Genomic DNA, 13,778 nt, shown 5'->3' on the forward strand with positions numbered 1-13,778 from the left:
GGTGTGGGGGGATGAACATAATAGATACTCACTGCGATGCATTACTGAAATTGCAAATTGCGAAAAACGGGAAATATTACGGGGAAAAACCATTAGACTTTCGTTCTGCTCAAAATTTAAACACGAATCTTGAACGATTAGCATTAGGACAAGCAAAAGCGCAGTTTTTTGCGATATTCATTTATCCGGATACCCCCGAAGATCAAAAATGGCAACAAGCACTTGATCAAATCGACTTGTTTTTTACAGAAGTATTGGGAAAAAATCAAGAAATGAAGCATATTACCAGGTGGGAAGATTTTGATACGTTAAAAGAAGGCGATATCGGTGCTGTCCTTACTTTGGAAGGTGCAGATGCTTTCGGGAACGATTTGGCTAAATTGCGTCATTTGTACCGTGTTGGTGTTTTATCAATCGGGTTGACATGGAATAATGCCAATCTCTGCGCAGATGGAGCAGGAGAACCCCGTGGTGGGGGTTTGACATTGCTCGGTAAAAAGGTAGTTACATTAAATAATACCCAACAAGTGTTAACAGATGTGTCTCACTTATCAATTAAGGGATTTTGGGATGTGGTTGAATTAGCAGATTATCCTATTGCCAGTCATTCTAATGCAAGAGCAATTTGTGATCATCCTCGAAATTTGTACGATGATCAAGTAGAAGCTTTATTTGCTAAAGGAGGGTTAATAAACGTTGTTTTTAACCCTCCATTTATTGTTAAAAACAGCAAAAAATCATCTTTTGCAGATCTAATAAAGCATATTGATCATTTATGCTCACTAGGAGGTGTAAAACTAATCGGTTTTGGCTCTGATTTTGATGGAATCGCTTATTTCATCAAAGATTTAGAAGATGCATCCAAGTATCAAAATCTGATCAACGAGTTGTTGAAATATTTTTCAGAAGACGATGTAAAAGGCTTTGCCTATCAAAATTTCTTAAGTCAACGTCCTAAGTACCTATTTTAAGAGATTTATAAGTTGACAGTTAACTTTAGGGCACGCGTGTCAAGGGAAACCCACCTCCTTTCGATTAGCACCTACACGCACTACATAGGTGTTAATCGGGGGCGGTGGAAGCTGACGCTGTATTTAATAAAAGACGGCTAGCCGTTTATCTTAAATAATCACTAAAGAAATCATGGTAGAAAGAGCGAGCAGAATTACACCTGCACAGACGATTGGGACTCGTATTGGTAGATTAATAGAGTCGATAGCTTTGTATCGATCGTTTCTGCGCTCTAATTCGCTAATGACTTCTTCTGTGCGGTTGATCCTTCTAAGGAAGTAATTGAAATTTTTAATAAAACTGTTAAAGAAGCCAACTTGAATAATATGTAATATCGCCCCTCCCATCGTTACTACTAGTGAAAAAATAAATAGTATATTAACCCAATTAAGTAAGGTAAACGCTGTAGAAAAAAAGAAGGTTGTAACAATTGAACTGAAAAAGATGATAAGCATGATTAGAAAAATAATAATGATCATAAGTGTTACCTCCGTAAATAAATGGTTAGATTCCATTATAAGATATTTAGTTATACAAAGTATATCGCACTTTGGTTAATTATGGTAAAATTAATTTCAATACTTTCAGAAAATTCTGTTAAGGGGGATTTATAATGAAAAATCTTTTATTTTTACTAATGCTCATGGTTATTATTGGATTAGCAGGATGTAACTTCGGAGGAGACTCTTCAAATGAAAGTTCCACAGAAGATACGATAGAAAATTCTAGCGAAAATACAGGAACCGTAGGAGAAGAAACTAGCGGAAAAGTTATAAATCTTACTTCCGATGGTGATATCCCTACATTAGATTCAGCACATGCCCATGATGGAATTGCATTTACAGTATTGAATAATGTAAATGAAGGACTTTATCGGGGAGATGATGCTCATAATCCAGAACTGGCGATGGCTGAGGATCATCAAGTTAGTGAGGATGGACTTGTACACACATTTTTGATTCGTGATGCCCAATGGAGTAATGGTGAAGCAGTAACAGCCAATGATTTTGAATATGCTTGGAAACGTGTTTTTGAAGAAGTAGGACATTACAATGTCATGTTCGAAACAGCCGGTATCAAAAACGCTTCAGCTATCATAGCGGGAGACATGACACCGGATGATTTAGGTATTGTAGCGCTAGATGAAAAAACACTTGAGATTACCGTAGAAAACCCAAGTGCTTTATTAAACCAATTACTAACTTTTCCGATATTCCTACCATTGAATCAAGCGCATGTTGAAGAAGTAGGTGATACGTTCGGTACAGAAGCCGAAACTATTTTATCAAATGGTCCTTTCTTGTTGGACTCTTGGCAGCAAGATCAGGGTTGGGTTTATAAGAAAAACCCTGATTATTGGGACGCTGAAACTGTTAGTCTTGATCAAATCAACGTCAACGTTGTAAAAGAAGTTTCTACAGCAGTAAACCTATGGGAATCAGACGCTGTCGATCGTATTACAATATCATCTTCCTATGTAGATGAATATGAAAACGATGAAAACTTTGCCAATGTCGTACGCCCAGAAGTTATTTTTATGCGTTTTAACCATAACCATGAACATTTTGCAAACGAGAATATTCGTAAAGCAATTGATATGACAATTGATAAAGAAGGTTTGACGAACACTATTTTAAATAATGGTTCTGTACCGTTATATTCGTTGGTACCTCAAGAATTTTCTTATTCTCCTAATGAGGAAGTTGATTTTAGAGAATTAAATGGAGAATTCAATCAAGGATCTGTAGAAGAGGCAATTGCATTATGGGAAGATGGACTGTCGGAAATTGATAGTGATGGATTTGAAATGAGTTTAATGTCTTCAGACGATGACAACCATGTCAAATCAGCTGAATTTATAAAAAATCAATTGGAATCTAACTTGGAAGGTATCACGGTGAATATTAAGACGGTTCCATTTGAGGCGCGTTTAGAGAATGAAAAAGCTGTCGAATATGACATGGTCATTTCTTCTTGGGGACCTGACTATAGTGACCCAATGACTTATATCGATATGTGGGTTACTGATGGTCCTGCTAACAGAATGGATTTTTCTGATGATGAGTTTGATAGTATTGTAGCTGAGGCTAATGTTGAAACCGATGCAGAAGTACGGTATCAACTTTTGTTAGATGCTGAGAAAAAACTAATGGATGAAATGCACATCGCTCCCCTATACCAAAGTGCTGACGCACTACTTACACGTAGTAAGATCAAAGGTATTGTACGTCACCCTTCTGCCCCGGAATATGAATACAAATGGGCTGATGTAGAGTAAGTTTTGCAATGAAAGAAGATGGGGAGATATTGCAAGGGCACTGAAAAAGTACAAATGGACTTTTCAGTGCCCTTATTTGCAACTTTTTATTTATTATTTAAACATTGTTCTATAGCAATAAATGCTAAACATTTTGCTCAAATGAGGTGGAAATATGGGCCGTTATGTCGTCCAACGAATGGGATATATGGTAATAACACTATTAATCATTGTTACAATTACCTTTTTTTTAATGCAGTTGTTACCAGGTACACCTTTTAGTAATCCAGAGAAGCTAAGTGAACGTCAGCTAGAATTAATGAGTGCAAAATATGGGTTAGATAAACCATTAGCCATTCAATATATGACGTATATAGGAAACCTGATACAGGGAGATTTAGGACTCTCCTTTCAATCGGAAGGTCGTACAGTCATTAGTATGATCGGCGACCGTATCGGACCTTCTGCTTTGATTGGTGGACAGGCAGTTGTAATAGGTGTTCTATGTGGATTTATTCTTGGTGTCATCTCGGCATTAAAACACAATACCATCTTTGATTATGGATCGGTTTTTGTTGCTGTAATAGGTATGTCAATCCCATCCTTTGTGTTTGCAGCATTAATGCAATACTACATCGGGGTTCAGTGGGGCTTACTACCTGTAGCACTTTGGAAAGATTACAGTTACTCGATAATGCCATCCTTAGCGTTATCAGCAATGGTTATTGCGACAGTTGCACGTTTTATCAGATCAGAGATGCTTGAAGTTTTAGGTCAGGAGTTTGTCACTACAGCGCGAGCTAAAGGAATTACGGAGTTTGTTGTAATTATTAGACACGTGCTTCGCAATGCTCTTATACCAGTTGTTACGGTGCTTGGACCTTTGACAGTTAGTATTATGACAGGGACACTTGTCATCGAAAAAATCTTTGCCGTCCCAGGCTTAGGTGAACAATTCACGCTATCTATTCTTGTCAACGATTATAGTGTGATTTTGGGCATTACACTTTTTTATAGTGCTTTATTTATATTTATAGTTTTTATCGTAGATATCCTTTACGGCATTTTAGATCCACGAATCAGTATGGGGGGTGGAAAAAAGGATGCAGCATAATCGACCGAAAATCACAAAAGACCTTTTTGTTCACGAACCTATGAAAAAGCGATCTGCGGAAGAGATTGAAGGCCCGCCATCAAGTTTCTGGAAAGAGGCGAGAGTAAGGCTTTTTAAAAATAAAGGAGCTGTATTGGGACTTATTATCATTATCATTATCTCAATTATGGCTATTGTAGGGCCAATGATGAATAATTTTCATTATGACGATCAAGACTTACTTCGATCTAACTTACCACCGCTTGTTCCAGGTATGGAATGGCTGGGCTTAAATGGTGAAAACAGTCACGGCACTAATATATATGAGGAAAATTCGATTACCGATAACAATGCGTGGATTGGAACCGATGAATTCGGCAGGGATTTGTGGACCAGACTTTGGAGCGGTACTCAAATCTCATTATTCATCGCATTGACAGCTGCTTTTCTTGACCTAGTTATTGGCGTTCTATACGGAGGAATATCAGCGTTTTACGGCGGGAAAATTGATGACATTATGCAAAGAATTGTCGAAGTGTTAATCGGAATTCCTAACTTAATACTTATCATCTTGTTTATCCTCATTTTAGAACCTGGAGTTACATCCATTATTTTAGCAATGGTCATAACTGGTTGGGTTAATATGTCAAGAATAGTACGTGGACAAGTACTTCAATTAAAAGGACAAGAATTTATTCTTGCTTCTAAGGCGCTAGGTGCTTCTAATAGTCAGTTAATTTGGAAGCATTTAATTCCTAATGTAATGGGACCGATCATTGTGACATTGATGTTTACAATACCGACAGCTATTTTCTTTGAAGCCTTTCTTAGTTTTATAGGGCTGGGGATACAACCGCCCCTTGCCTCACTAGGAACATTAATAGAGAACGGCTATCAGGAAATGAGGTATTTTTCCTATAAATTAATTTTTCCGGCAATCGTGATTAGTGCCATCATGATTAGTTTCAACGTCTTAGGTGACGGATTAAGAGATGCGCTCGATCCTAAAATGAGAAAATAAAAGGAGAGACAATTATGGGGGAGACAATTTTATCAGTAGATAACTTAGACGTATCTTTTCAAACAAATAGCGGGCTGATTAAGGCTGTACGAGGTGTAAGTTTTGACCTTAAAAAAGGAGAAACATTAGCTATTGTAGGTGAATCTGGATCCGGTAAATCAGTTACTGCAAAAAGTATTATGCAACTTTTACCGAAACAGTCAACAAGGATAGATAGTGGATCTATTGTTTATGGAGGAAATGATTTGTTGGAATACGGGAATAAAGAAATCGAGAAAATTCGTGGTAAGGAGATCGCCATGGTTTTCCAAGATCCAATGACATCATTAAACCCAACAATGAAGATAGGTAAACAAGTGATGGAAGGCTTGATAAAACACAATAACATCCGCAAGAAAGAAGCTAAAAAACGTTCGATAGAATTGTTGACAGAAGTTGGGATTCCTTATGCCGAAGAGCGGATGAATTCATTTCCTCATGAATTTTCTGGTGGAATGAGACAGCGTGTTGTAATAGCGATGGCTTTAGCCTGTGATCCCAAGGTTCTGATCGCCGACGAACCGACGACAGCTCTCGATGTAACGATTCAAGCACAAATTCTCAATTTAATGAAGGAACTTCAAAAAAAGACAGGGACTTCTATACTGATTATTACTCATGATTTAGGTGTAGTCGTAAATATGGCACAGCGTATTGCGGTGATGTATGCAGGTGAAATAGTTGAAACAGGTACGCTAAGGGAAATCTTTTATAAACCTAAACACCCTTATACTTGGGGGCTTCTGCAATCTATGCCTAAGATGCACCAGGATCAATCGGTTCCACTCATTCCTATTGCTGGTTCTCCACCTGATGTGAGTCTTATGCATGATGGTTGTCCTTTTGCAGCACGTTGTCCATATGTAATGAAAGTTTGCCACAATCACAAACCAGATCAAACTCAAATTTCAGTTACTCATGCAGCCGCATGCTGGTTAGAAGACGACTGGGCTCCAGAGATTAAACAACCAGAGAAGATAGGAGGGGTTAGCAATTCCTAAACAGAAGTTATTGGAAGTTAAAAATCTAAAAAAATATTTTAATGTTGGCAAGAAACAATTAAAGGCAGTAGATAATGTTTCCTTTGAAATATATGAAGGGGAAACTTTAGGTCTTGTTGGTGAATCGGGTTGCGGAAAATCGACAATTGGTCGTACTATCTTAAATTTATATCAGGCAACTAGTGGAGAAGTTAATTATAAAGGAAAGAACTTACAAGAAAAGCTCTCGAAAAAAGAGAAAAAGTTTTATCAAGAAGAAATACAGATGATTTTCCAAGATCCATACTCATCACTAGATCCTCGGATGACTGTTCTTGAGATTATCGCTGAAGGTATAAAAATTCATCAAAGTAATATGATTGGGAAGGAAAGGCTAGAGCGAGTTTATGAACTATTGGAACTAGTCGGTTTAGATAGGAAACATGCAAAAAGGTATCCTCATGAGTTCAGTGGAGGACAACGACAGAGAATCGGGATTGCTCGCTCATTAGCCGTCAATCCAAATTTAATTATCGCTGATGAACCAATTGCTGCATTGGATGTATCCATTCAAGCACAGATCGTTAATTTATTGAAAGAGCTACAAAAAGAGCGTGGACTAACCTATTTATTCATCGCACATGATCTATCAATGGTGAAATATATTAGTGATCGGGTAGGTGTCATGTATCTGGGAAGTATGGTTGAGTTAGCCAGTAGTGAGGAACTTTATAATAACCCCCTCCATCCTTATACGAAAGCCTTGATGTCAGCTGTACCTATTCCTGATCCGGATATCGAAGAGAAGCGGGAACAAATCATTTTGCAAGGAGATATGCCAAGTCCTTTGAATCCTCCGAGTGGCTGCCGGTTTATAACTCGTTGTCCCGCAGCGATGGATATGTGTGCGAAGCTATCGCCTGAATGGACGGAGGTAGAAAAAGATCACTTTGTAGCCTGTCATTTATTTTAAATTAGAGAAAAAATTATTAACAATAAAAATGTCCAAAACCTTATTTGAATAAAAAAGAAGGTGCTCATCATGATAGTTAGAAGGTTCAAAATAAGCGATACGTCTTCCATTGCTAAACTCTTTAGAGAAACAATTTTTACTATCAACAAAGGGGACTATTCAATGCAACAACTTGAAGTATGGGGGAACAGCACTTTGAGTTTACAAGAATGGGAAACTCGACTGGAAAGTAGTTTTACCTTTGTAGCAGTTGACGGGGGTGAAATAAGAGGTTTTGGAAATTTAACCTGCACAGGAGAAATTGATTTGTTATATACACACAAAGATTATCAAAGAAAAGGGATTGCCGCCAATCTGTTAACTCAATTGGAGACTACTGCTAAATCAAAGGGTTTTATTGGAATTGATACAGAAGCTAGCATTACTGCGAAACCATTTTTTGAGTCGAAAGGTTATCAGGTCATTAAAAAACAAAATAAGTGTATAAAAGATATGTTTTTCCTTAATTTTGTGATGAGGAAAACATTATAAATATTTAGTTTTATGGATCGATATTCGGTACATGAAAGATATATTGAAGAAAAGACGGCGTTAAATGGAATATTCCATTTAACGCCGTCTCTTCTATTAAATAATTCGTTTCTTTGCTTTGATTCCCAAAATTAGGCAGATATCACTATTCAACAGCTGATTCCATTTGTAGATGTTCTTTCTTTTCTTCAATTTTTCCAAAACCTTGTAAGAAAGACCACATATTAATTGCACCAAAAATACTGGCACCTATGATCGGAAAAAGGATTGGAATAGTAAACAATAATAAAACTGTTATTGCGTTAGTAATAATTAAGAGGAAAAACCTGAAAGGCTGTAATAAACTAAGATAAAAAGCGCGTTTGTAATATTCTTTAAAGGAAAGTTTAAAATGAGTTAAAACTGGAAAAATATTGACGATAACAAATAGATAAACTAGTCCTATCATACCAAGAATAACGAGTAAGGCATTGCTCATCCAGTTCGATATTTCAATTAATATAAGAAAATCAACATATAGAAAGATACCTATCATCAAAAGTGGAATTCCTATTACATTTGAATTCTTGAAATTTAGTTTATACTCGTTCCAATAAGTACCGAAAACCGGAAATTCTTCTTCACCTCGAAACCATCTTCTAAATAACGAAAACATGGCTATAGTTGAAGGCATAAAGCCAAAAACAACACCACCCAACAGTGTAAAGACAAACCACAATACATTTACATAAGTAAATCGTACGAACCATTCGGCTATACGCATGATTCCAGCGTAAGGGTTACTAGTATTCATAAAAACCTCCTTAAAAATGTTCTTCATTTCAGTAACATATATACTCTCTATTATAATGTTTACATTTATATAAATATTAAAGGAGTCAGAGTTTCCGAGCACAATACTTTTATAAAGATATTTCAAACTGTCTGTGAAAAGAAAAATATAACGGATACACTCTCTTATATTATACCTTTAATGGTATTTACACAAGATGAAAATAAAAATAAGTATCCGCTTACATTATTTCTAAAAATACCATTGACTTTAATGATTAATAAAAATACAATACTAATATAAAGCGAATTAATTAATGATAATGTTAATTAGTTTGCGAGATGATTTCTCAAAAGGAATTTCATCTTTGTAAAATATAATTTTATTATAGATTAAGGGGAGGTCAATGATGGAGATTTCGAAAAAGAAAATGGGTGCGTTTTCAATGATTATGGCATCATCAGCGCTACTATTTGCTTGTAGTGGTAGTGGAAGTACAGGTGGTGTGGAAGATAGTGAGGTTGATGAGGACGGAGTTACACATATCAGTCTATCAACTTGGGGGATCCCAGCGGAATTAAAGGTTATGGAAGAGTTGGTTACTAATTTTGAAGAGGAAAACCCTGATATTAACGTAAATTTATTACACATTCCGGATGATTACACAGGTAAAATGAATACGATGCTAGCAGGTGGAACAGCACCTGACGTTGTATTCGCATCAGATGGAGATTTTGGTGGATGGGCACGTGCAGGATTGTTTTTAGACATTCAAGAAATGGCTGAAGAAAGTACGATTGACCTTGACGATATGTGGGACACAGCACTCGATCGTTATCGATGGGATGGAAGTCGTCGTGGACAAGGTAATTTGCATGCGCTACCAAAAGATATCGGACCGTCTGCTATCTACTATAATAAAGACCTCTTTGATGAAGCAGGAGTTGAATACCCAGATCCAGTAGAACCTATGACTTGGGATGAGTTGTTAGAGACCGCAAAAGCATTAACTGATGCTGAAAAAGATCAATTTGGTCTTGGACCTATCTGGTGGGAAGGCTTTGTATGGTCAAATGGAGGAGAGTTCCTTAGTGAAGATCTAACTGAGTTTATCCTTCATGAAGAAGAAGGTGTTGAAGCATTGCAATTTGTTGCTGATTTAACAAATGTTCACAAAGTAGCTCCGAATTCGCATCAACTTGATGCGATGGATGCAGACCAAATGTTTGAAACTGGACGTATAGCTATGAACATGGCAGGTCGTTGGATGGTTCCAGATTATCGTGAAATGAACTTTGACTGGGATGTAGCTCCAATGCCACAAGGGCCTACAGGAATTTCAACAAACTGGTCAGGTTCTGTAGGTTATGCAATTAATGAAAAAACAAATTTCCCAGAAGCTTCATTTAAACTGGTTGAGTATTTAGCTGGTGAGCGTGGTCAAGAGATTCAAACAGAACTTGGCTTTGCAATTCCAACTTATGAATCATTAGCAGAAACAGATGTCTTTCTTCAACCAGATCAAAAACCAGCGAATGCGGAAGCTTTCATTATCGGAGCAAAAACGCAACGCCCTGGACCTTGGAATATCACGCCGAATAATCGTTGGTTAGATGAATTGAACCAAAATTTAGGTGACGTTATGAATGGTGAAAGATCTGCTGAAGAAGTGTTAAATGAAATACAGCCTGCCGTTCAAGAGTTCCTTGAGGCTGGCAACCCTGAAATCTTTGGTGAAGAAGTAACAGAGGAAGATCTTGAACTTCATATTGATGAAGACATTGAACTTGATGATGAACTTAAAGAATTAGAAGAAAGAGAATAATTAGATAATTACGGACTAAAAGAATATTTTAAATATCTATATCGGGGGGGATAGAACCCCTCGATATTTTCGTAATAAAACGTAATGTAAGGAGAGGTGAGATCTGTGGCTGCGAATACATCAACAAACGAAGAAAAACCGTTAAATAGTGGACCTGAAGTTCCGTTAAATAAGAAAAAAAAGTGGAATAAAGAATATACATGGGGCTACCTATTTATAGCTCCACCGCTTATTGGATTTGTGCTATTTGCTTTTCTACCAATACTTTATTCAGTATATGTAAGTTTTACTAATTATGATTTGTATAATGATCCTGTTTGGATTGGGGCAGATAACTATACGCGTTTGTTTTTTGAAGATGCTCTTTTTAGGAAAACAATTGTTAATACATTTTATGCTGCAGTAGGGATTCCTTTGGGGATGATCGTTTCCTTAGGGATTGCTATGGCACTTAACCAGAAAATTAGAGGGATTTCTATATTTAGAACGGCATTTTTTCTCCCGGCAGTAAGTTCTGTCGTTGCAGTCACTCTTTTATTCCGTTGGATTTTTAATGCAGACTTCGGGCTATTAAACATCGGTCTTGGTTTCATCGGAATTGATGGACCTAACTGGTTAACGAGTGAAACATGGGCGATGCCTGCTTTGATCATTCAAGGTATATGGGGTGGTCTAGGTATTAACATGATATTATATCTGGCAGCATTGCAAGGTGTAAATAGAGCATTATATGAAGCAGCAGATATCGATGGAGGAAATGGGTGGCAAAAGTTCCGCTTCATAACAATCCCTTCGATTTCACCAACAACGTTCTTTATTTTGATTACATCGACGATTGGTGCTTTGCAAGATTTCCAAAGGTTTATGATTATGACAGAAGGTGGACCGAACTATTCAACTACCACCGTAGTTTATTATATTTATAACAATGCCTTTAGTTATATGGAAATGGGCTATGCCTCAGCGATGGCTTGGCTTCTCGGTATTATCATACTGATCATTACACTGATTAACTTTAAAGTAGCGCAAAAATGGGTTCATTACTAGAAAGGGGTGGAGAGACATGGCAGATCAACGCAATTGGTATCAAAGTAAAGAAAAAGTAAGGAAAATGAAAAAATTATTCTCTTACATCTTCCTGACTATTGGTGGATTATTTATGGCTATTCCAGTCATTTGGATGATTTCAACTTCCTTAAAAAATAAAGGTGATATTTTTACAATGCCTCCGGAATTTATTCCGATGAATCCTACGTTTGACAACTACATACGAATTTTTGTTGAATCGGATATCGTTCGAGGGTTTATGAACACGATGATTATTATTCTACCAACGACGTTTATAGGTGTTTTCGCAGCTGCTTTGGCTGCATTCGCATTTGCAAAATTAAATTTCCCTGGAAGAAACAAGTTATTTTTCTTTCTTATCGCAACAATGATGTTACCTGGTATTGTTGTATTAGTTCCGCAATTTATCCTTTTCCGTACGATAGGATGGTTAGATACGTTCCTTCCACTTATGGTGCCTGGATTCTTTGGTGCTGCAATGGCAGTTTTCTTCTTACGGCAATTCTTTATGGGAATTCCAGACGATTTAATTGAAGCAGCAAAAATTGATGGACTGAGTTACTTTGGTATCTTTCGCGTCATCATGGTTCCGTTAGCTAAACCGGCCATTGTTACACAGGTCATTCTGGGATTACTAGCTGGGTATAATGATTTTATGGGTCCATTAATATATTTAAATTCACCAGAAAACTTCACATTACAGCTTGTTCTAGCTTCATTTCGAGGTTATTATACGTCAGATTGGGGCCTAATCATGGCGGGTTCTGTATTAGCTTTGATTCCGACGTTACTGGCTTTCTTCTTTGCTCAGAAACAGTTTATTGAAGGGATTACCATGACTGGAGTGAAAGGATAATGAATAAATCGGGTGATGCACTTTCGAAATCTCCAATGAATTGGGGGAGTTATAATTGTCATGATCCGTCTATTTTCAAAGCTAGCTCTGGCACATACTATATTTTTTCGACAGATACAAAATCTCACTCTAATACACATACCTTTCCAGGAGGTTGTCAGATTCGTACTTCTGAAGATCTTGTGCAATGGACTTGGAAAGGTACTGCATTAGATGGGGTTCCGAGTGAGGCTTATGCTTGGACAAGTGCCCAAGGACTTTGGGCCCCAGAAGTTGCCTTTTGGGATAATGTATATCATTTGTATTATAGTGCTTCTCAATTTGGCAAAAACCAATCATTTATTGGCTTAGCAACTAGCAATTCTATCGAAGGACCTTGGGAAGAACAAGGTGTTGTAGTAAAGACAAAGAATGGTGTGTCTGCACCAAATGCTATTGATGCGAATATTGTTTTTGATAAACAAGAAGAACCTTATTTATGTTATGGATCTTTTTTTGGGGGCATTTATTTAAAGAAACTAGATCGACAAACAGGAAAGCCTCTTTCTGAAGGCGATGGTTCTTGTATTGCAAAAAGAGACAATATCACACGAGAAGGTGCAGTAGAAGGACCTTATATTTATTATCACTCTCAACATGATTATTACTATTTATTTGTTTCATATGACTCTCTCTTCACGAACTATCATATTCGAGTTGGGAGAGCACGTTCTATTGAAGGTCCTTATTTTGATTCTAAAGGTTTCATGATGACAAATGACTCTGTGGAAGTTGCAGACGAAGTTGGAGAAAAAATTCTTTCGGGCTATTGTTTTTCTGACGAAACAGGATGGATGGCTCCAGGGCATAATTCAATCTTGGATGACGGGGAACAAACCTTTCTAGTTCATCATGCCAGAGAATTAAATGAAAAAGATCTATTTTCTCTTCATATTAGAGAATTAAAATGGCTTTCAGATGGATGGCCTGTAGTAGCAATTGAAAGGTATAAACGAATTCCTGATGATGATATGAGTCTTTCTCCAGTAGGTATGTATGAAGGCTTTCTTTTTGGTAATGCCTATAATGGTATTCATCAATCAGTCATATTGAACCGGGAATCTATAAATGCTCTTACAATAGATGAAGAACCCTTTGAACTAGTGGGTAAAAATGAGGAAAACCAATTATATCGGTCGTTACTAAATAACGAAAATACAATGGAGTGTATTGAATTTAAGGGGTGGGATTGGGAATTACAACAACCTACTTGGCTTATTTCCGGAAGATTATCAAATAAAACCTCCTTTTCCTTTAAAAAGAGGGTAAACTGATGTATTATAGTTAATGAATATATTAATTGATTTATATGA

The 13,778-nt window shown here is 36.9% G+C and carries 13 protein-coding genes; 11 read left to right on the forward strand and 2 right to left on the reverse strand.

The window, feature by feature from the left end:
• Nucleotides 1–11: 11 nt before the first annotated feature.
• Complete coding sequence (locus CEF18_RS00900; RefSeq protein WP_110934728.1) at nucleotides 12–971, forward strand: dipeptidase; 960 nt, start codon at nucleotides 12–14, stop codon at nucleotides 969–971.
• 150 nt (nucleotides 972–1,121) lie between these two features.
• On the opposite strand, the gene CEF18_RS00905 is transcribed toward CEF18_RS00900, so the two are convergent.
• Complete coding sequence (locus CEF18_RS00905; protein WP_183041097.1) at nucleotides 1,122–1,490, reverse strand: DUF3899 domain-containing protein; 369 nt, start codon at nucleotides 1,488–1,490, stop codon at nucleotides 1,122–1,124.
• 134 nt (nucleotides 1,491–1,624) lie between these two features.
• Here CEF18_RS00905 and CEF18_RS00910 point away from each other — a divergent pair, with 134 nt between their 5' ends.
• From CEF18_RS00910 to CEF18_RS00935, 6 genes are all read left to right on the forward strand, one after another.
• Nucleotides 1,625–3,289 carry a peptide ABC transporter substrate-binding protein gene (locus CEF18_RS00910; protein WP_110934730.1) on the forward strand — a complete coding sequence of 555 codons (1,665 nt, stop codon included), beginning with the start codon at nucleotides 1,625–1,627 and terminating at the stop codon, nucleotides 3,287–3,289.
• Nucleotides 3,290–3,443: 154 nt separating this feature from the next.
• A complete protein-coding gene (locus CEF18_RS00915; protein ID WP_110934731.1) occupies nucleotides 3,444–4,382 on the forward strand; it encodes an ABC transporter permease in 939 nt (312 codons plus the stop codon).
• Complete coding sequence (gene opp3C / locus CEF18_RS00920) at nucleotides 4,372–5,382, forward strand: oligopeptide ABC transporter permease (protein WP_110934732.1); 1,011 nt, start codon at nucleotides 4,372–4,374, stop codon at nucleotides 5,380–5,382. The genes CEF18_RS00915 and opp3C overlap by 11 nt, the downstream gene beginning before the upstream one ends.
• Before the next feature lie 14 nt (nucleotides 5,383–5,396).
• Nucleotides 5,397–6,422, forward strand: a complete 1,026-nt coding sequence (locus CEF18_RS00925; protein WP_110934733.1) for an ABC transporter ATP-binding protein — start codon at nucleotides 5,397–5,399, stop codon at nucleotides 6,420–6,422.
• Nucleotides 6,415–7,374, forward strand: a complete 960-nt coding sequence (locus tag CEF18_RS00930) for an ABC transporter ATP-binding protein (RefSeq protein WP_110934734.1) — start codon at nucleotides 6,415–6,417, stop codon at nucleotides 7,372–7,374. Before CEF18_RS00925 ends, CEF18_RS00930 begins: the two co-directional genes overlap by 8 nt.
• A gap of 162 nt (nucleotides 7,375–7,536) precedes the next feature.
• The gene (locus CEF18_RS00935; protein ID WP_183041096.1) at nucleotides 7,537–7,905 is read left to right on the forward strand and encodes a GNAT family N-acetyltransferase; all 369 of its coding nucleotides are present in this window, start codon (nucleotides 7,537–7,539) and stop codon (nucleotides 7,903–7,905) included.
• 145 nt (nucleotides 7,906–8,050) lie between these two features.
• On the opposite strand, the gene CEF18_RS00940 is transcribed toward CEF18_RS00935, so the two are convergent.
• On the reverse strand, nucleotides 8,051–8,698 hold the full coding sequence (locus CEF18_RS00940; protein WP_183041095.1) for a YesL family protein: 648 nt from the start codon (nucleotides 8,696–8,698) through the stop codon (nucleotides 8,051–8,053).
• Between the two features lie 385 nt (nucleotides 8,699–9,083).
• On the opposite strand from CEF18_RS00940, the gene CEF18_RS00945 reads away from it, so the two are divergent.
• The 4 genes from CEF18_RS00945 to CEF18_RS00960 all read left to right on the forward strand — a co-directional run bounded on the left by CEF18_RS00945 (nucleotide 9,084) and on the right by CEF18_RS00960 (nucleotide 13,739).
• Complete coding sequence (locus CEF18_RS00945) at nucleotides 9,084–10,502, forward strand: ABC transporter substrate-binding protein (protein ID WP_223292203.1); 1,419 nt, start codon at nucleotides 9,084–9,086, stop codon at nucleotides 10,500–10,502.
• Nucleotides 10,503–10,607: 105 nt separating this feature from the next.
• Nucleotides 10,608–11,549, forward strand: coding sequence for a carbohydrate ABC transporter permease (locus CEF18_RS00950; RefSeq protein WP_110934738.1), 942 nt, complete (start codon nucleotides 10,608–10,610; stop codon nucleotides 11,547–11,549).
• Between the two features lie 16 nt (nucleotides 11,550–11,565).
• Nucleotides 11,566–12,426: a carbohydrate ABC transporter permease gene (locus CEF18_RS00955; protein ID WP_110934739.1), complete on the forward strand. Its 861-nt coding sequence runs from the start codon at nucleotides 11,566–11,568 to the stop codon at nucleotides 12,424–12,426.
• A complete protein-coding gene (locus tag CEF18_RS00960) occupies nucleotides 12,426–13,739 on the forward strand; it encodes an arabinan endo-1,5-alpha-L-arabinosidase (RefSeq protein ID WP_110934740.1) in 1,314 nt (437 codons plus the stop codon). Before CEF18_RS00955 ends, CEF18_RS00960 begins: the two co-directional genes overlap by 1 nt.
• Nucleotides 13,740–13,778 lie beyond the last annotated feature (39 nt).

Source organism: Salipaludibacillus neizhouensis (assembly GCF_002886185.1).
In the GTDB taxonomy this organism is placed as follows: domain Bacteria; phylum Bacillota; class Bacilli; order Bacillales; family Salisediminibacteriaceae; genus Salipaludibacillus; species Salipaludibacillus neizhouensis.

Coding starts and splice junctions, on each gene's coding strand:
- CEF18_RS00925 (WP_110934733.1), top strand. CDS start 5,397: ATGGGGGAGACAATTTTATCAGTAGATAACTTAGACGTATCTTTTCAA.
- CEF18_RS00900 (WP_110934728.1), top strand. CDS start 12: ATGAACATAATAGATACTCACTGCGATGCATTACTGAAATTGCAAATT.
- CEF18_RS00915 (WP_110934731.1), top strand. CDS start 3,444: ATGGGCCGTTATGTCGTCCAACGAATGGGATATATGGTAATAACACTA.
- opp3C (WP_110934732.1), top strand. CDS start 4,372: ATGCAGCATAATCGACCGAAAATCACAAAAGACCTTTTTGTTCACGAA.
- CEF18_RS00905 (WP_183041097.1), bottom strand. CDS start 1,490: ATGATCATTATTATTTTTCTAATCATGCTTATCATCTTTTTCAGTTCA.
- CEF18_RS00940 (WP_183041095.1), bottom strand. CDS start 8,698: ATGAATACTAGTAACCCTTACGCTGGAATCATGCGTATAGCCGAATGG.
- CEF18_RS00910 (WP_110934730.1), top strand. CDS start 1,625: ATGAAAAATCTTTTATTTTTACTAATGCTCATGGTTATTATTGGATTA.
- CEF18_RS00955 (WP_110934739.1), top strand. CDS start 11,566: ATGGCAGATCAACGCAATTGGTATCAAAGTAAAGAAAAAGTAAGGAAA.
- CEF18_RS00935 (WP_183041096.1), top strand. CDS start 7,537: ATGCAACAACTTGAAGTATGGGGGAACAGCACTTTGAGTTTACAAGAA.
- CEF18_RS00945 (WP_223292203.1), top strand. CDS start 9,084: ATGATGGAGATTTCGAAAAAGAAAATGGGTGCGTTTTCAATGATTATG.
- CEF18_RS00960 (WP_110934740.1), top strand. CDS start 12,426: ATGAATAAATCGGGTGATGCACTTTCGAAATCTCCAATGAATTGGGGG.